The 17,870-nt window shown below is 73.0% G+C and carries 12 protein-coding genes; 1 reads left to right on the forward strand and 11 read right to left on the reverse strand.

Annotation, left to right across the window (positions count from 1 at the left end):
• Nucleotides 1-736, forward strand: a 736-nt coding sequence (locus G3I42_RS19810; protein ID WP_164287762.1) for an aminoglycoside phosphotransferase family protein, incomplete at its 5' end; no start/stop codon positions are given.
• A gap of 392 nt (nucleotides 737-1,128) precedes the next feature.
• Here the strand turns inward: G3I42_RS19810 and G3I42_RS19815 are convergent.
• From G3I42_RS19815 to G3I42_RS19870, 11 genes are all read right to left on the reverse strand, one after another.
• Nucleotides 1,129-2,820 (reverse strand): proline--tRNA ligase, encoded by a 1,692-nt coding sequence (locus G3I42_RS19815; protein ID WP_164287764.1) that lies wholly within the window; start codon nucleotides 2,818-2,820, stop codon nucleotides 1,129-1,131.
• 69 nt (nucleotides 2,821-2,889) lie between these two features.
• Nucleotides 2,890-3,474, reverse strand: a complete 585-nt coding sequence (locus G3I42_RS19820) for a GNAT family N-acetyltransferase (protein ID WP_164287766.1) — start codon at nucleotides 3,472-3,474, stop codon at nucleotides 2,890-2,892.
• Between the two features lie 426 nt (nucleotides 3,475-3,900).
• Complete coding sequence (locus G3I42_RS19825; protein WP_164287768.1) at nucleotides 3,901-4,662, reverse strand: DUF1684 domain-containing protein; 762 nt, start codon at nucleotides 4,660-4,662, stop codon at nucleotides 3,901-3,903.
• Between the two features lie 212 nt (nucleotides 4,663-4,874).
• Complete coding sequence (locus G3I42_RS19830) at nucleotides 4,875-5,717, reverse strand: GNAT family N-acetyltransferase (protein WP_164287770.1); 843 nt, start codon at nucleotides 5,715-5,717, stop codon at nucleotides 4,875-4,877.
• A gap of 436 nt (nucleotides 5,718-6,153) precedes the next feature.
• Entirely contained in the window at nucleotides 6,154-7,308 is a 1,155-nt protein-coding gene (gene ispG / locus G3I42_RS19835) for a flavodoxin-dependent (E)-4-hydroxy-3-methylbut-2-enyl-diphosphate synthase (protein ID WP_164287772.1), read from the reverse strand.
• Between the two features lie 545 nt (nucleotides 7,309-7,853).
• Entirely contained in the window at nucleotides 7,854-9,155 is a 1,302-nt protein-coding gene (locus G3I42_RS19840) for a site-2 protease family protein (RefSeq protein WP_164287774.1), read from the reverse strand.
• Nucleotides 9,152-10,402: a 1-deoxy-D-xylulose-5-phosphate reductoisomerase gene (dxr, locus tag G3I42_RS19845; protein WP_164287776.1), complete on the reverse strand. Its 1,251-nt coding sequence runs from the start codon at nucleotides 10,400-10,402 to the stop codon at nucleotides 9,152-9,154. Before dxr ends, G3I42_RS19840 begins: the two co-directional genes overlap by 4 nt.
• A 51-nt stretch (nucleotides 10,403-10,453) precedes the next feature.
• Nucleotides 10,454-11,536, reverse strand: a complete 1,083-nt coding sequence (locus tag G3I42_RS37705) for an acetyltransferase (protein WP_239096567.1) — start codon at nucleotides 11,534-11,536, stop codon at nucleotides 10,454-10,456.
• A gap of 249 nt (nucleotides 11,537-11,785) precedes the next feature.
• Nucleotides 11,786-13,231 (reverse strand): aldehyde dehydrogenase family protein, encoded by a 1,446-nt coding sequence (locus G3I42_RS19860; protein WP_164287778.1) that lies wholly within the window; start codon nucleotides 13,229-13,231, stop codon nucleotides 11,786-11,788.
• Nucleotides 13,232-13,670: 439 nt separating this feature from the next.
• Nucleotides 13,671-15,338, reverse strand: coding sequence for a PucR family transcriptional regulator (locus G3I42_RS19865; protein ID WP_164287780.1), 1,668 nt, complete (start codon nucleotides 15,336-15,338; stop codon nucleotides 13,671-13,673).
• A gap of 397 nt (nucleotides 15,339-15,735) precedes the next feature.
• Complete coding sequence (locus G3I42_RS19870; protein WP_343244595.1) at nucleotides 15,736-17,682, reverse strand: ATP-binding protein; 1,947 nt, start codon at nucleotides 17,680-17,682, stop codon at nucleotides 15,736-15,738.
• Between the last annotated feature and the right edge of the window lie 188 nt (nucleotides 17,683-17,870).

The following is a 17,870-nucleotide window of genomic DNA, read 5'->3' on the forward strand; positions in this document are numbered from 1 at the left end:
GGCGGCGCTCGCGCGGTGGGACGGCCTGGGGGCATGCCGCCTACTCGCCGGCCCCGAGGCCGGTGGGGAGGCGGGCGCGGGGGACGGCGCGGCGCCCTCCGCCCCGACGGGGCGGGCAACGGCGCTCGCGAGTGAACGCGGCCTGCTCTTGGAGCGCCTGCGCCCTGAGATCTCGCTGAGTTCCCTGCCGCAGGCGAAGGCGATGCTCGAAGCGGCGGAGACGGTGCGCAGGCTGTGGGTGCCGGTGACCGACGAGTCGCCGTTCGAAACGCTCGCCGCACGCACGGAGCGGCAGGCCGCCCGCATGCGCGAGACGGCCGGCCCGCTCGTCCTGCCCCTCGTCGAGAACGCCCTCGCGGTACGACGCGACCTGCTCGGGGACGCCGCGCGGCCGGACTCGGAACGCGTGCTGCTGCACGGCGCCTTCCGGCAGACGAAGGTCCTCGCCGGCGAGCGGCTGCCGTGGCTCGCGGTCGGCCCCGAGCCCGTGATCGGCGAGCGCGCCTACGACGTCGCCCGCCTGGCGCGTGACCGGCTGGAGGACCTCGTCGCGAGCGACGGCGGGGCGAGCGCCGCGCGACGTCGCGTCGCCAAGCTCGCGGACGCGCTCGATCTGGACCGCGACCGGGTCCAGGGCTGGTCCCACTTCCGCGCGACGGCGGCCGGCGTGGCCGCGCTCGCGGCGGGGCGCCGCCAGGAGGGCGAGACGCTGCTGGAGTTCGCGGCCTGGCTCTGAGGCGCGACGTGGTGGGCGGGACGTCGGGCTGCACGGAATGACGTCGCGTACGGAAGGGGGCCCGGCACGTCGCGCACGGGGCACCTCTACGTCGCGTCCGCGCGCACCGTACGTCGCGCCAGCACCACGCGCACGTCGCGACGTCGCGCCCACCACGTCGCGTGCGACCAGGCACGATGCGCCGTGACGTCGCGTGACGTCGCGTGACGCGCGAGGAGGCGGCGTACCCCTGGCGGACGACGCCGCGCACCTGGGGAAAGCGCCGCCCTGTCCCACACCGCGCCGTCCCCCGCCTTCCCGAGCGCCCGCGCCGCCCCCACCCACATGCCGAAGCGCGGGACGTCGCGTGACGTCCCGCGCTTCGGGGCGGTGCCGGGGGAGCTTCGGCCGGCTCAGGCGGTCAGACGGGCGACGGCTTCCTCGACCGGGAGTTCCTCGCGCTCGCCCGTACGGCGGTCCTTGAGCTCGACGATGCCCTCGGCGGCGCGGCGGCCGGCGATGACGGTCTTCGGGACGCCGATGAGTTCCGCGTCGGTGAACTTGACGCCGGGCGAAACGCCCGCGCGGTCGTCGACGAGGACACGAGCGCCCGCGGCGGCGAGCTTGTCCGCGATCTCCAGGGCCAGCTCGGTCTGGAGGACCTTGCCCGCGGCGACGATGTGGACGTCGGCGGGCGCGACCTCGGCGGGCCAGCACAGGCCCTTGTCGTCGGCGGTCTGCTCGGCGAGGGCGGCGACGGCGCGCGAGACGCCGATGCCGTAGGAGCCCATCGTGACGCGGACGGGCTTGCCGTTCTGGCCGAGGACGTCGAGCTGGAAGGTGTCGGCGTACTTGCGGCCGAGCTGGAAGATGTGGCCGATTTCGATGGCGCGGTCGAGGTGGAGGCCCTGGCCGCAGTTGGGGCAGGGGTCGCCCTCCTCGACGACGACGACGTCGAGGTAGTCGTCGACCTCGAAGTCGCGGCCGGCGACGACGTTGCGCGCGTGGGTGTCGGGCTTGTTGGCACCCGTGACCCAGGCGGTGCCGGGCGCGACGCGGGGATCGGCGATGTAGCGGATCTTCAGGCCCTGGGGGCCGACGTAGCCGCGTACCAGCTCGGGGTTCGTCTCGAAGTCCTCGGCCGTGACGATGTCCACGACGGCGGGCGCCAGGTGCTCGCCGAGCTTGCCGAGGTCGACCTCGCGGTCGCCCGGGACGCCGACGGCGACGATCTCGCCGTCCACCTTGACGAGCAGGTTCTTGAGCGTCGCCGACGCCGGGACGCCGAGGTGTCCGGCGAGAGCCTCGATCGTCGGCGTGTTGGGGGTGTCCAGCTCCTCGACCGGGCCGTGGGCGGAACCGTCGACCGCGGCGCCCTTGAAGGTGACGGCCTCGGTGTTCGCGGCGAAACCGCAGTTGGGGCAGTCGGCGAAGGTGTCCTCACCGGCCGCGGCCGGGGCGAGGAACTCCTCCGAGGCCGAGCCGCCCATGGCGCCCGAGACGGCGGAGACGATGCGGTAGTCGAGGCCGAGACGCGCGAAAATCTTGCGGTACGCCTCGCGGTGCAGCGCGTACGACTCGGCGAGGCCCTCGTCGGTCGTGTCGAAGGAGTACGAGTCCTTCATGACGAACTCGCGGCCGCGCAGCACCCCGGAGCGGGGACGCGCCTCGTCGCGGTACTTCGTCTGGACCTGGTAGAGCATGACCGGCAGGTCCTTGTACGAGGTGCACTGGTCCTTCACGACCTGCGTGAAGATCTCCTCGTGCGTGGGACCGAGCAGATAGTCGGCGCCCTTGCGGTCCTTGAGCCGGAACAGCAGGTCGCCGTACTCCTCCCAGCGCCCCGACGCCTCGTAGGGCTCCCTCGGGAGGAGCGCGGGCAGCAGCACCTCCTGGGCGCCGATGGCGTCCATCTCCTCGCGGACGATCTGCGAGATGTTGTCGAGGACCTTCTTGCCCAGCGGCAGCCAGGACCAGATACCGGCGGCCGTACGACGCACGTAGCCGGCGCGGACCAGCAGCTTGTGGCTGAGCGTCTCGGCGTCCGCCGGGTCGTCACGCAGTGTCTTGACCATCAATCGGGACATGCGCTGGACCTGGGCCATGGTGAACTCCTGCGAGGAAAGGGTGATGGCTACGAGGTTAGCCGGGGCCCAGGGGCTGGCGGAAATCGGTTATGCCCGGTGGGGACGCGGGCCGCGCAGAGGCAACGTCGCGCCCATCACCGCGTACGGCAACGGCGCGCCCGGGAAGGCGATCTGCCGCGCCAGGTCGCGGTAGCCGAGCGAGGCGTAGAGGCCGCGCGCGGGAGTGTCCCGGTCGATGGCGGAGAGGATCGAGCGGGGCTGCGACGCCGCGTCGGTGAGGCCGGTGATGAGGGCGCGGCCGATGCCGCGGTTCTGGTGGCGCGGATGAACGTGCAATTCGGTGATCACGAAGGACTCGTCGAGCCACTCGTCATTGCCGAGTCTGCGCAGGTACGGCTGCACAACGGTCGACCACCAGTGGGCGCGGTCGTTCGGCAGGCCGTAGACGAAACCGACGAGGCGGTTCTCGGCCGTCGTGGCACCGAGCGCCCGGGCGCCGGGAACGCCGAGGTGTCGCAGCACGATGTGGTGCCGTACGTCCATCTCCTCGTCGGTGAGGCCGAAGGCGAGGGCCTGCACGGCCAGTGCCTCGTCGACGCGGGCGGCCAGATCGAGCGGGCCGACCGTGATCTCGTCCGGGGTCCTGGGGGTGTGCCCGGGGTTGCTCGACATGCGGGGAGACTACCGGGCTCTTGGGGTGGGGGGACGGGAGGGAGCGGGGGCGGGGGGTGGGGTGCGGGCCAGGGCGACGTCGTACGGGCGGGGCGGGGTGAACGTGACGTCGTACGGGGCGGTACGGAGCGGGACCGGGCGGTTGGCGCGGCGGGACGTGATCGGGATGCGGGGGCGGTGTCGCCAAGGGCCGAGGCCCGTGACGTGTGAGACGTCGCGCGCGGATGGGGCATCGTGGCATATGCGACGTCGCGCGCGACGCTCCGTTGCTCACGCAATGTGGGGCCGCCAACTCGGGAACACGTCGCATGAGTTGTGCGTCGCGGCGCCCCCCGTAGCTCGCCGTGCGCGCGTCGGCGGTCGTTTCGCGCAGTAGCGACGGTGGGTGCTCGGCGTCCCGACGCTCAGTGCCCGCCGCGCCGATGGTCAGTGGGCACCGTACCCGTCGCGGAAGACCGGCACCTTCTCGCCGGCCTCGACGGGCACACGCAGCCTGTTCTGGCGCGGCGGCATGGGGCAGTTGTACTGGTCAGAGAATCCGCACGGGGGCACGAAGGCACGATTGAAGTCGAGCACGACACGCTGCGGCCCGCTGTTTCGCTCGTCGCGGTGCACGAAGAGGAAGCGGCCCGCGCCGTAGGTGCTCTTTCCGTTCGTCGGGTCGCCGAAGACGAGCAGCAGGGTGCCGTCGTCGTCGAAGGCGCTGAGGGTGTAGGCGGCACCGTCGAGAGTGAGCCGCAGGTCGCCGGGAACGACGAGGTCGCGCGTTCCGCCGTTGTCGCGGATGTGCTCGAAGGGGACCGTCCTGGCGCCTTCCACCGGCTCGTACTCGGCCTCCAGGACCCAGTCGGGGCGGTACGGGAACGTGGCGACGGAGTCGAAGTGACGCACGGCGGGCGAGCGCGGGTCCCAGCGGCGCAGCCCGAATTCGGGGCGCCCGCTGGCCGGCTCGGTGCGCTCCAAGGTGGTGAGGGTCTGCCCCTCCTCCAGTTCGGCCCGCGCCGCCTCAAGGTCGGGACGCTCGCCGAGCGGGGCCCAGCGGGTCTCGACGAGGGCGAGATTGCCCTGCGGCGCGGTGAGGGCCGCGCGACGTCGCGCGCGCCAGTCGTCCCAGGCGGCGCGGTCCGTCGCGACGTCGCGGGCGCCGTCGCCGCCGTTCTCGCGGGGGCCGTCGGTGGGGTCGGTCATGTCTTGCCTCACTTCTCGGGGGGGGTGCGGACGCCTGGCACGCCGCGTGCGGACGGCAGCGCGTGGCCGGCGCCACGTCGCGTGACACGTCGCGTGCGACCTGCGCGAACGTCGCGTCGGTCGTGCGCAACGTCGCGTCGTGGGGGGGCGGGCCCGGCGCCTGGGTTCCGGGTACTCGGGGCCAAGATCCCGGTCCGGAGTCGGGGCTCCGTTCAGAAGAGGATGCTCGCGAAGGTGCCCGTCTCCTGGAAGCCGACCCGGCGGTACGTCGCGCGTGCGGCGGTGTTGAAGTCGTTCACGTACAGGCTCGCCACCGGGGCTATGTCGCGCAGCGCGTACGCGAGGACCGCTGCCATGCCCGGGGCCGCGAGCCCGCGACCGCGGTACTCCGGAGCGACCCAGACGCCCTGGATCTGACACGCCTCGGAGGTCGCCGCGCCGATCTCGGCCTTGAAGACGACCTTGCCGTCGTCGATGCGGGCGAAGGAGCGCCCGGCGTTGACCAGTTCGGCGACGCGCGCCTGGTAGAGGAGACCGCCGTCCCCGGCGAGCGGGGAGATCCCGACCTCCTCGGTGAACATCGCGACGCAGGCGGGCATCAGCGTCTCGACCTCGTCGCGGCGCACGCGGCGCACAAGCGGGTCGGGAAGCACCTCGGAGGGCTGGTCCGTGGTCATGAGCGGCTGGCAGGCACGGACCTCGCGGGCGGGGCCCCAGTACGGTTCGAGCAGGGACCAGAGCAGACGGGTGGGTTCGGCCGGGCCGACGATCGACGAGCAGCGCCGGCCCGCGCGACGGGCCCGTTCCGCGAAGGCGCGTACGGCGTCGGGCGTCGCGCAGATGGGGACGAGGTTCGCGCCCGCGTAGCACAGCGAGGTGAGGTGCCCGCGCTGGTACCAGCCCCACATCTCGCCACCGAGCCGCCAGGGGTCGAGACCGGCCACCTGGACGCGAGAGGTGACGAAGGCGTTCGCCACCGGGTCCTGATGCAGGACTGCCAACGCGGCGTCCAGGTCTTCGGGACCGAGGACCCTGGTGGTGGTCTGAGTCAACACGTTCGAAGCGCCTCACCGTACGGGCTACTGGTTTTGGCACTGTACCCGGCGCGGGGGCGACGTGCTCCGGGGACGGTGGCACCGGGCCGAGCGGCCCACCGCGCGCGGGGGCGGAGCGGAGCGGCGCACGGCTGCACGCGACGCCGCACATGCCCGTGACGCGTGCGACGCAGCCCCGGCAGGGGACCATGCGCCGCGCGCCACGCGCCTGGTCCTCGTACCGTCGCGCGACGTGGCATATACGACGTCGCGTGTGACCAGGCACGATGTCACTCGGGGCGATGTCCCTGACGCGCCGTCCTTGCACGCGCGCCGTCGCACCGTCGCGGCGTCGCCTCGCGCACCGCCGCCGCGTCGCAACGTCGCACCGAACCGCCGCCCCACGCCCACGAACGGCCCGGAGACGTCAGCGTCCCCGGGCCGTCGGTGGTGTGGTTCAGCTGATCGAGACCTCGGGCTCGCCCGAGGTGATGCCGTCGGCCTCCATCTGGGCGGCGATCTTCTGCGCCTCGTCGATGAGGGTCTCCACGATCTTGGACTCGGGCACGGTCTTGATGACCTCGCCCTTGACGAAGATCTGTCCCTTGCCGTTGCCGGAGGCGACGCCGAGGTCGGCCTCGCGGGCCTCGCCCGGCCCGTTGACGACGCAGCCCATGACCGCGACGCGCAGCGGGACCTGCATGCCGTCGAGCCCGGCGGTGACCTCGTTGGCGAGCTTGTAGACGTCGACCTGGGCGCGCCCGCAGGAGGGGCAGGAGACGATCTCCAGGCGGCGCGGCTTGAGGTTGAGGGACTCCAGGATCTGGAGGCCGACCTTGACCTCCTCGGCGGGCGGCGCCGAGAGGGAGACGCGGATCGTGTCGCCGATGCCCTCGGCCAGCAGCGCGCCGAAGGCGACGGCGGACTTGATGGTGCCCTGGAAGGCAGGTCCGGCCTCGGTGACGCCGAGGTGAAGGGGGTAGTCGCACGCCTGCGCGAGCTGGCGGTAGGCGTTGACCATGACGACGGGGTCGTTGTGCTTGACCGAGATCTTGATGTCGCGGAACCCGTGCTCCTCGAAGAGCGACGCCTCCCACAGGGCGGACTCGACGAGCGCCTCGGGCGTGGCCTTGCCGTACTTCTCGAGCAGCCGCCTGTCGAGCGAACCGGCGTTGACGCCGATACGGATCGGCACACCCGCGTCGCCCGCGGCCTGGGCGATCTCCTTGACCTTGTCGTCGAACTGCTTGATGTTGCCCGGGTTCACACGGACCGCCGCGCAGCCGGCGTCGATGGCGGCGAAGACGTACTTCGGCTGGAAGTGGATGTCCGCGATGACGGGGATCTGCGACTTGCGCGCGATGACGGGCAGCGCGTCGGCGTCGTCCTGCGTCGGGCACGCGACGCGCACGATCTGGCAGCCGGAGGCCGTCAGCTCGGCGATCTGCTGGAGCGTCGCGCCGATGTCGGAGGTACGTGTGGTGGTCATCGACTGGACGGACACGGGGGCGCCACCGCCGACGGGGACGCTCCCGACCTGGATCTGCCGGCTCTTCCTGCGCTCGGCGAGCTGGGTAGGAACGGACGGCATTCCCAGTGAAATCGCAGTCATCTGCAGTGCAACCCCAACGTGTGGATATCGGTCCCGGAATCCTCGGGCTCCGTCACCCGAGATTACGTCACTACCGGATCGAGGGAACACGGACCCGCAACGGGTCACCTGTTCGTCGGTCGTGCGCCACCTGCCCGGCGCCGCGCGGCCCACGGCGGTACGTCGCGTACCGCCTCGTCCTGGCCGCGTACGGCGCGACGTCGCGTGGTGGTACGTCGCGTCCTGACGTCGTCGCGCGCTGCCGTACGCGGCGCTACGTCGCGCGCCGTACGTCGCGCCGCACGGAGCGCACGAGGCGGCGTACGACGGGTGCCGCGGAGCCCAGCACGCGGCGTGGGCACGTCGCGCCGTACGCGGAGCGGCGACCCGTACATCACGACGCGACGTCGCATATGCCACGTCGCGTGTGACCAGGCACGATGCGCGCGGCGTCGCACCCGGCCCCACGCTCCGTCGCGACGCACCCCGCCCCCCTCGCGACGCATCGCCACGCCCCCACCCTGCCGCGGGTCGAGTCCGCGTAGCGCGACGTGCGCCGCGCCGTCTCAAGTGATCTTGACCGGGTTCACCAGGTCGGCGATGAACACGAGCAGCGTGAAGCACACGAAGATGCCCGCCACGACGTACGCCACCGGCATCAGCTTCGCGACGTCGAAGGGGCCCGGGTCGGGGCGGCGGAAGACGCGGGCCGTGTGGCGGCGGACCGCTTCCCAGAGCGCGCCCGCGATGTGGCCGCCGTCGAGGGGCAGCAGGGGCAGCATGTTGAAGAGGAACAGGGAGAGGTTGAAGCCCGCGACGAGGAACAGCATCATCGCGATCTGGTTCTCCGGCGGGATGTCGAGGGTGAAGACCTCGCCACCCACCCGCGCCGCGCCGAGGACGCCCATGGGCGAGTCCTGCTTGCGCTCCCCGCCGTCGAACGCCGCGTTCCACAGGTCGGGGATCTTGGAGGGCAGCGCCAGCATCGACTGGACGCCGTTCTCCATCATGGTGCCCATCTGGTCGACGGACTGCCCGAAGGACTGCTTGACGATGCCCGAGGCCGGCGTGAAGCCGAGGAAGCCCGCGGTGACGTACTCGCCGTCGACGACGCCGCCGTCGCCGTCCGTCTTGGCGACCTGGTTCTCTATGACGTCGGCGTGGAGCGTACGGCGCGTGCCGTCGCGTTCGACCGTGATCGTCGCCGCGCCGTGCGAGGCGCGGATGCGGGACTGGAGGACGCTGTAGTCGTCGACGGACTGCCCGTTGTACGCGACGATCTTGTCGCCCGGCTTGAGGCCCGCGGCCTTGGCGGGCGCGGGGGCGTCGCTCTTGGCGCAGGTGTCGCGGTTCTCGCTCTGGTTGATGACGCAGTCGGAGACCGTGCTGACCGTGGTGGTCTGCGTGTTCAGGCCGAAGGTCATCATGACGCCGAAGAAGATCGCGACGGCGAGCACCAGGTTCATGAAGGGGCCCGCGAACATCACGATGACGCGCTTCCACGGCTTGCGCGTGTAGAACATGCGCGTCTCGTCGCCGGGTTCGAGTTCCTCGTACGCGGCGGAGCGGGCGTCCTCGATCATGCCGCGCCAAGGCGACGTGGAACGTGCCTCGATGCGTCCGTCGGGGCCCGGCGGGAACATCCCGATCATGCGGATGTAGCCGCCGAGCGGCACGGCCTTGACGCCGTACTCGGTGTCGCCCTTCTTGCGCGAGAAGAGCGTCGGCCCGAAGCCGACCATGTACTGCGGCACGCGGATGCCGAAGAGCTTCGCGGTGGAAAGGTGCCCCAGCTCGTGCCAGGCGATCGAGAACAGCAGCCCGATCACGAAGACGACTATGCCGAGGATCGTCATCAATACGGTCACGCAGTGGCCTCCACTGTCGCCTTCGCAGCAAGTTCGCGTGCCCGGGCCCGTGCCCAGGTCTCCACGTCGAGAACGTCCTCAAGCGTCAGGGCGGTTCCCGCCGCGGGCGTGCCGTGCTCGGCCACCACGGCGGTCACCGTGTCCATGATCGCGTTGAAGGCGAGGGCGCCCTTGAGAAAGGCGTCCACACATTCCTCGTTGGCGGCATTGAACACCGCCGGCGCCGTCCCCGCGAGCCGCCCCACGTGCCGGGCGAGTCCGACGGAGGGGAACGCGTCGTCGTCGAGCGGGAAGAACTCCCAGGACGACGCGGTGCTCCAGTCGAATCCGCGCGCGGCGTCGGGCACGCGCTCGGGCCAGCCGAGGCCGATCGCGATGGGGCCGCGCATGTCGGGCGGCGTGGCCTGGGCGAGCGTCGATCCGTCCACGAACTCGACCATCGAGTGCACGTAGGACTGCGGGTGCACGACGACCTCGATGCGGTCGAAGGGGATGTCGTAGAGGAGGTGCGCCTCGATGACCTCCAGGCCCTTGTTGACGAGCGTCGCGGAGTTGACGGTGATGACCGGGCCCATGGACCACGTGGGGTGCGCGAGCGCGTCCTGCGGGGTGACGGTGGCCAGTTCGGCCCTCGTACGGCCCCGGAAGGGGCCTCCCGAGGCCGTGACGACGAGCTTGCGCACCTCGGCGCGCGTGCCGGCGGCGAGCGCCTGGAAGAGCGCGGCGTGCTCGGAGTCGACGGGGATGATCTGGCCCGGCGCCGCGAGGGCCTTGACGAGCGGGCCGCCGACGATGAGCGACTCCTTGTTGGCGAGCGCGAGGGTGCGTCCGGCCTTCAGCGCCGCGAGGGTGGGGGCGAGGCCGATGGAGCCGGTGATGCCGTTGAGGACGGTGTGGCAGGGCGACGCCGCGAGGTGCGTCGCGGCGTCGGGGCCCGCGAGGATCTCGGGCAGCGGCTCCGCGCCGTACTGCGCGGAGAGCGCCTCGCGCAGTTGCGGTACGACGTCTTCGCGCGCCACCGCGACGTGGTCCACGCGCAGGCGGTACGCCTGCTCGGCGAGCAGGCCGACCCTGCCGCCCGCCGCGGAGAGCGCGGTGACCCGGAAGCGGTCCGGGTTGCGCAGGACGAGGTCCACGGCCTGCGTACCGATGGAGCCCGTGGAGCCGAGCACGACGATGTCGCGGCGTCCCGGCGTGGCGTCGTAGCGGAGGTGGGGGTCGGCGAGTGGAGCAGGACTGTCGGTCATCCCCCCATTCTCGCCATAAGACCTGTGCGAGAGGACAGCGAGTCCCGGAAGTCACCCGGCGGGCGGCGTCCAGATGTAGGGCGTCGTGGTCGTGAGCTCCAGGAAGCCGAGGCGGCGCAGGATGGGTGCGCTGTCGGCACTCGCGTCCACCTGGAGGTACCGGACGCCGCGCGCGGCGGCGATCCGGGCACGTGTCGCGACCGTCGCGCGGTACAGACCGCGCCCGCGCCACGCGGCGAGCGTGGAGCCGCCCCAGAGCCCGGCGAAGTCGGTGCCGGGGACGAACTCGATGCGGGAGGCGTGGAGCGGGGTGGGGGGCGGCGTGGGGGCGGGCGAGGCGGAGCCGGGGGTCGCGGGGGCGGCGTCCTGCGCGACGTGGGGACGGGCGTCGCGCTTCGCGTCGTACGGGGCGGAGGCGGAGTTCTGCGCGACGTGTGGCGCGGAGGCGGCGTCCTGCGCGACGGCGTGGGGCGCGGCGTCTCGGGGCGCGGCGTCGGCTGCGTAGGAACGCGTCGTACGCGGCGTGGTCGCGGGCGCGGCTTCAGGGTCGGGCTCGACGAGGAGGACAGTCATGTTCTCGGGCGACGTGGTCAGGATGCGGTGGAGTTCGTCGGCGCGGGGTCGGGACTCGCCCCAGACCTGCTCGTTCATGGCGTCGATGCCGCGGAGGTCGGTGAGCGACGTCGCGCTGCGCATCCTGAGGCCGTCCGGCAAGCGGGGTTCGAGCCGGGCGAGGTCCTCCGTGCGGCCGACGAAGACGGTTTCGGGCTCTTCGGGGACGAAGCCCGCCGCGCGGAGCCGCTCCGGCAGGTCCTTCTGGGCGTCGTGCCCGCGCGTCTTCCACTCGGTCTCGATGCCCAACTCGGCATACCTGTCGCGTTGCCTGGCGATCAGCGCGTCCAGGGCGTCGCCCTCCACGCCGAGATCCCTCGGCCCGGTGATGTAGCCGGTTTCGACGCCGGTGAAGCGCACGAGTGGCCCGTCGTGCTCGACGCGTGCGCGCGGGTCGGCGAACTCGTTCTCGCCGCGCAGCTGCGCGTCGTAGGCGGCGAGAAGGGTGCGGCGGAGTTCCTCGTCCGAGGGGGAAGGCTCGGCGGGAGAGGGGGCGGGATGTGGTGTCGGTGCGTTGCTCATAGGGGTGACCATGACGCGCGGCGGGGGCCTGGTCAAAGGGTTTAGCCGGCGCGCGGGGCCGACGCGACGTCGCGTCGTTTTCCCAGCTCACACGCGACGTGGCATGTGCCACGTCGCGTCGTCGCGTGCGCTGCGTACGCGACGTCGTCCCGCGCCCCGCTCACGACGCGACGCCCGCCGCGCCGTGGTCGGTCGCGTGGGCGCCGCGTCCTCGCGGGTCGAGGTACCGGGGCGTACTGCCCCGGCGGTTCAGAGCTGGACGCCGGTGAAGACCATGATCCGCTCGTAGGTGTAGTCCTCCATCGCCGAGCGGACGCCCTCGCGCCCGACGCCGGAGAGCTTGGCGCCGCCGTACGGCATCTGGTCGGCGCGGTACGAGGGCGCGTCGCCGATGATCACACCGCCGACCTCCAGCGCGCGGTGGGCGCGGAACGCCGCCTGCACGTCGTGCGTGAAGACGCCGGCATGGAGCCCGTACTTCGAGTCGTTGACCGCGGCGTACGCCTCGTCCTCGCCGTTCACCTTGATCAGGGACAGCACGGGACCGAAGACCTCCTCCCGCGCGAGGGTCGTGTCGGTGGGAAGGTCCGTGAGGACGGTGGGGGCGTACGTCGCGCCGTCGCGCTCACCGCCGGTCAGAAGCGTCGCTCCGGCGGTGACGGCCTCGTCGACCCAGGACTCGACGCGCCGCGCGGCGTCCTCGCTGACGAGCGGGCCGACCTCCGTCGCCGGGTCGGAGGGGTCGCCCGTCACCTGGGCCTCGACGGCCTTGACGACGCGTTCGGCGAGGCGGTCGTAGACGGCGGCATCGGCGATGACGCGCTGGACCGAGATGCAGGACTGGCCGCCCTGGTAGTTCGAGAACGTCGCGATGCGGCTCGCGGCCCAGTCGAGGTCGGCGTCCGAGGCGTAGTCCGCGAGGACGACGGCCGCGCCGTTGCCGCCGAGTTCCAGGGTGCAGTGCTTGCGCGGGACCGATTCCATGATCGCGTAGCCGACCTTCTCCGAGCCCGTGAACGAGATCACCGGCAGCCGCTCGTCCTGGACGAGGGCGGGCATGCGGTCGTTCTCGACGGTCAGGACGGACCAGCTACCGGCGGGCAGTGTCGTCTCGGCGAGGATCTCGCCGAGCACGAGTGCGGAGAGGGGCGTCGCGGGCGCCGGCTTGAGGATGATCGGCACGCCGGCCGCGAGGGCCGGGGCGACCTTGTGGGCGCACAGGTTGAGCGGGAAGTTGAACGGCGCGATGCCGAGGACGACGCCGCGCGGGAAACGCCGCGTGAGGCCGATACGCCCCTCCCCGCCCGCGTCGGTGTCGAGCCGGAGCCCCTCACCACCGTTGAAGCGCCGTGCCTCCTCGCTCGCGAAGCGGAAGACCGAGACGGCGCGGCCGACCTCGCCGCGCGCCCACTTGACGGGCTTGCCGTTCTCGGCGGAGATCAGCCGCGCGATCTCCTCGGTGCGCTCGGCGAGCCGCTTCGCGACATGGTCGAGCGCGGCCGCGCGTACGTGCGCGGGGCTCGCGGCGAACTCCTCACGCACCGCGTACGCGGCGGCGACCGCCTCCTCGACCTGCGCCTCGGTGGGAATGCCGACCTTCCCGACGAGGCTGCCGTCCCACGGCGAGGTGACGTCGAACGTGGTCTCGCCCGTGGCCTGGCGGCCGGCGAGCCAGAAGGCATGGGTGGAAGTCATCGCGAGTCCCGGCCCTTCCGCAGTGCAGTGGTGGCGTGCGTACGTCGCGTGGCGCGGCGTCGCGCGAGGCGGTACGCCTCAGCAGGGCCACCGTAAGGGCCGCGTCGCGCCGCGTCGTTTGTCCGTCGCGTAGCGGCCGGACAGCGGGACGCGCCGTATTGGCGATAGCCGTACGGGGGGCGTCGGGCGGAGCCACCGGGCGGGACGTCGCGCGCGAGGCATGGGGACGAGGCGTAGCGGACGCGACGTGAGGGTGCACGGCGCGGCGTCGGACGCGTCGTACGCCGCGCGACGTCGCGTGTGCACGTCGCGTACGGGACGCCGCGGTACGTGGCCGGATTCACGCGGCGTAGGACGCGACGTCGCCCCGCCACGTACCGCTCGCGCCGCGCGCGCGACGTACCGCCGACGCCGCCCCGCGACGCACCGCCGCGTCCCGTCAGGCGGGGCCGCCCGGCGTGGTGGTCGCCTTGAGCGCGAGCCAGAGTTCCATCCGTACGTCGGGGTCGTCGAGGGAGCGTCCGAGGATCTCCTCGACGCGGCGCATGCGGTAGCGGAGGGTGTGGCGATGGACGCCCAGCTCGGCCGCTGCGGCGTCCCACTGGCCGTGATGGGCGAGCCAGGCGCGCAGGGAGGCGACGAGATTGCCGCGCCCCGTCGCGTCGTGGTCGTGGAGCGCGCGCAGGAGGCCGTCCGCGAAGGCGCGTACCGCGTCGTCGGCGAGCAGCGGAAGCACGGAACCCGCCGCGACGTCTTCGTGCTCGACCAGCGTCCGGCCGCGACGTCGCGCCACGGAGAGGGCCTGTTCGGCCTGCTTGTACGCGGTCGCGGCGGCCACGGGGCCCGAGGGCGCGGAGAGGCCGATGACGAGAGCGCTGTCGGGGGCGGGCGCCGGCGTCGCCCCGGCGTCGCGGGCGCGATCCGCTTCCGCGGCGTACGTCGCGCAGGCGTCGGCGACGGCGCCCTGGTCGACGGCGAGGAGGACGAGGCGGTCGCTCTCGCGTACGACGAGTACGGGTTCACCGGCCCGAGCCGCGGCGGTTTCAACGAGCTCCACCATGACCGCGCAGGGGTCCGCCGCGGGTTCGGGCGTTGTGACGCCTTCGGCGAGGGCGGAGCCCGTCTCGGCGGCAGTCGCGGGCGACGTCGCGTGCGGCCGCGAGGTGGGCGACGTCGCGGCGACGATGACGAGGCGGAACGGCGCGTCGAGCAGCGCGCCGTACAGGTCCCCGGCCGCGGCGCGCGCATGGCCGGACTCACCGGCGAGGAGCATGCCGAGTACGGCGGCGCCGATGCGCTGCTCGGCGGCCCGAAAGGCGCGGGAGCGCTCCATGGTGAGGGTGAGCAGGGAGATCGCGGCGTGCACCGAGTAGCGCTCCGCCGTGCCGAGCGTGCCCTCGGTGCCGACGGCGAGGGCCGCGCGGGGGTGGCGGGCCGCGCCGAGGGAGTGCAGTTCGACCCGGTCCTCCGCGGCGGCCACGACCGCGCTCGCCGGTGCGGGGCGATCGCGCAGGCGGCGTACGTCGGGCGTGAGGCGGGCGGCACGTCGCGCGGCCCACTCCGGCGCGGCGGCGACGACGGCGCCGGACGCGTCGTAGACGGCGGCCCAGCCGTTGAGCTGCGCGGCGAGCGCGCCGATCAGGCCCTCGGGGCCCTCGCCGAGTGCCTGTCGGGTGAGTTCGCGCTGCGCGGCGAAGCCCGCGGTGACGGCGCGGTACTGCTCGGCCGCGATCGCCGCCGACACCGCCTTCGTGATGGCCAGGAAGGGGGTGCGTCGCGGCACTTCGAGCAGCGGCAGCGACTCCGCCTCGGCCGCCGCCACGAGCGCGGCGGGCACCTCGTCGTAGTTCACGCCCCTGCCGAAGCCGAGCCCCGCGACGCCCGCGCGCGCCAGGCGCCGGACGTAGGGGCGGACCTCCTCGGGGTTCTCGGCGTCGAGGGTGAGCGCTGTGGTCAGAAGCAGCTCTCCCCCGTTCATGTACGGCACCGGATCGATCAGCTCGCTCACATGCGCCCAGCGGACGGGGGTGTCCAGGCGGTCCGCTCCGGCCAGCACGCTGAGCTTGAGCGCGGAGTGGTGGACGAGTGAGGCGAGCGTGGGCGGCATGAGACCTTCCGGGCGTCGCGCGGGGGCGCGCACGAACGTGCTGCTGGGTTCTTGGCCGTCGCGTACGAGCGACACTTCCAAGTCTGCCTCACTGTATGGGTGGGGGGAGGGGACGGGGGCGTGGGAGCGCTGGGGCGGGGTGGGGTGACGCGACGGGCCGCTGCGGCATGCGTCGACGGCGCGGCGTCCGAGGCGGGGTGCCACCGGCACGGCGCATGGGCACGCGGCGGGACGTCGCGACGGTACGTCGTACGTCGCGTGCGGGTCACGTCGCGTGGTCGCGTACACGACGTCGCGCGGCGGGGCGTACCTCGCGCCGCGTCGAACGTCGCGTGCCGCGTCGAACGTCGCGTCAAGCCCTCCGGACTCGGCCCGCCGCCCCGCCCCTCGCGCGGCGTCAGTGGCGAAGGTCGACCAGGAGGGGCGGCGCGTGCTCACCGCGTACCGTCGTGAGGGAGACGACCGCGTGCCCCGGAGGCAGAGCGTGGGCGAGTTCCGACGCCGACCAGCGCTCGCGCTCCACCTGCCGCACGGTGACGGACTGCGCGGTCGGCGCCTTGCCGGTGATGGCCTTGCGCAAGAAGTGGCTGACCTTCGTGAGGGGTTCGTCGGCGACGATCTGCCGGTCCGTGACGTCGCGGATCTCGCGCCACTCGGTGCCCCACGCCGCGGCGAAGTCCTGCCCGTCCCTGGGCGCGACTCCCGAGAGCGCCATGCGGCACCCGGCGGCGCCGAGGAGCGGACCGCGCAGCTCCTGCGGCACGTCGTCGAGCGTGCGCAGCGCGAGGAGCACGCCCGCGTGGGCGGAACGAAGCGACTGGATGCCGCGTACGGACGCGGCCGTCACGACGCCGGCCGCGTCGTCCAGCGCGAGGCACGCGAAGAGGGAGACGTCGCGGCGTACCAGCACACTCGCCGTGAACTGGGCGAGCACGAGCCGCGCCAGAACGCGCGCGGCGTCGGGGTGGCTGCGGGCCGGAAGCTCGATGCGCACGCGGACCGGATGGTCCAGCGCGCGGAAGGAGAACGGCGCGCCCTCGCCCGACGTGTCGAAGAAGTCGGCGAAGGCGGGACGGTCGAGCAGCGCGAGGCGGTCGACGAGCAGCGGCGCGGCGTCGCCGGGCTGGCCGGCCTGGCGCTCGCGCGACTCCACGTCGCGCAGGAGGGCGCTGTGGCCCGCCGCGTCGAGAGCGGCCCGTAGCGCGGCGAGGTGCTTCGGGGAACCGTCGAGGAGGAGGCGCAGTTCCGGTACGGACGGGAACCGGCCGTGGACGGCGCGGAAGGGACCCAGCACCTGGGCCAGGACGGTGCTGGGACGGCGGCCCGAGCTGGACGCCTGGGGGAGGTCTCCGACCAGCGCTTCGGCGAGGAACGTCGCGGCTTCCTCCGCGTCGTGGGTGCCGCCGTAGAGGTCGAGGTCGTAGACGGAGTCCGGGTGGCCGAGGCGGATGACGATGTCGTAGTTGTCGACCGGTCCGAGCCCCGCGCCCTCCGCCCCCACCACGACGACCGCGGCACGGCCCGCCAGCGCCTGCAGGCACAGCGCCTCGGCGACGGGGCGGACGAGCGCGCCGGTCTTGCCGGAGCCCGCGGGGCCAACGGCGACGAGGGACGTCGCGAGGAGTTCCGAGCCGAGCGCGAACCCGGCGGTGCGGTACGCGTAAGAGTTGCGCGCGTCGTCCAGGGTCGTGCCGAGGCGGACCTGGCCCGAGGCGAGGTCGTGCGGCACGGAGCGCGCGGGAAGATCGCGCCGGCCCGAGGGGTGCGGGAACGCCGCGGCGCCGTCGCGCAGGACGTCGCGCCGGAACGTCTCGACGGGCAGGCGTCCGGACTGCACGGAGCGCCAGGCACGTACGAGCCGCGCGTGGTCCACGTCGCGCAGCCTGCCCGCGTACGCCTCGTCCGCGAGCCTGTCGGCCACCGCGTGCTCACCGGCCGCGCGCAGTTCGGGCCACTGGGCAGGGTCCTCCTGGGGCGTGAGCGTGGGAGGCGGGGGCGCGGCGCTGTCGGCTTCGCGCCGGGTCCGGGACCAAGGGGAGTAGCGGCGCCACAGTTCGGGCCAGCGGCCGAGCCTGGCGACCATCACCGTGACCAAGGCGGCGACGAGGACGATGTAGGCCCACGAGACGTAGGCGGCGCCGGTCGATTGCGAATCGAGGGGCGTCGTCTTGATGAGCACCGTCAGCGGCGCCTGCCACCAGTTGCCCCACAGATATCCGTTGTACAACAACGACCAGAACAGCCACCCCACCAGCAAGGCGATCAACGCCCCGCTGACGAGTTGGCGCCCGGGAGTCCGCTCCGGTTCGGTCTCCGGCCGCGGACGGTGGCCGAAGCGCCAGATGCCGGGGAGGGCCGGCGGACGCGGCGTACGGAGCCAGTCGAGGAAGTCCGCCCCCGGGGGCCTCTCCGCGACACCCGCTCCGGGAGGCGCGCCCGGGCCCCACCCCGGCGTGGGCGGCGGCACGTGCGCGCCGTGGACGCCAGGGCGTTCGCGCGGTGGGGGCGGGACCGTCGCGGGGGGTGCCGAAG

The organism is Streptomyces sp. SID11385 (assembly GCF_010548245.1).
GTDB lineage: Bacteria > Actinomycetota > Actinomycetes > Streptomycetales > Streptomycetaceae > Streptomyces.

What these genes read in the sequence shown, in the direction of transcription:
- dxr (WP_164287776.1), bottom strand. Translation starts at nt 10,402, where the DNA reads ATGACCGACAGTCCTGCTCCACTCGCCGACCCCCACCTCCGCTACGAC.
- ispG (WP_164287772.1), bottom strand. Translation starts at nt 7,308, where the DNA reads ATGACTGCGATTTCACTGGGAATGCCGTCCGTTCCTACCCAGCTCGCC.
- G3I42_RS19825 (WP_164287768.1), bottom strand. Translation starts at nt 4,662, where the DNA reads ATGACCGACCCCACCGACGGCCCCCGCGAGAACGGCGGCGACGGCGCC.
- G3I42_RS19820 (WP_164287766.1), bottom strand. Translation starts at nt 3,474, where the DNA reads ATGTCGAGCAACCCCGGGCACACCCCCAGGACCCCGGACGAGATCACG.
- G3I42_RS19815 (WP_164287764.1), bottom strand. Translation starts at nt 2,820, where the DNA reads ATGGCCCAGGTCCAGCGCATGTCCCGATTGATGGTCAAGACACTGCGT.
- G3I42_RS19865 (WP_164287780.1), bottom strand. Translation starts at nt 15,338, where the DNA reads ATGCCGCCCACGCTCGCCTCACTCGTCCACCACTCCGCGCTCAAGCTC.
- G3I42_RS19860 (WP_164287778.1), bottom strand. Translation starts at nt 13,231, where the DNA reads ATGACTTCCACCCATGCCTTCTGGCTCGCCGGCCGCCAGGCCACGGGC.
- G3I42_RS37705 (WP_239096567.1), bottom strand. Translation starts at nt 11,536, where the DNA reads ATGAGCAACGCACCGACACCACATCCCGCCCCCTCTCCCGCCGAGCCT.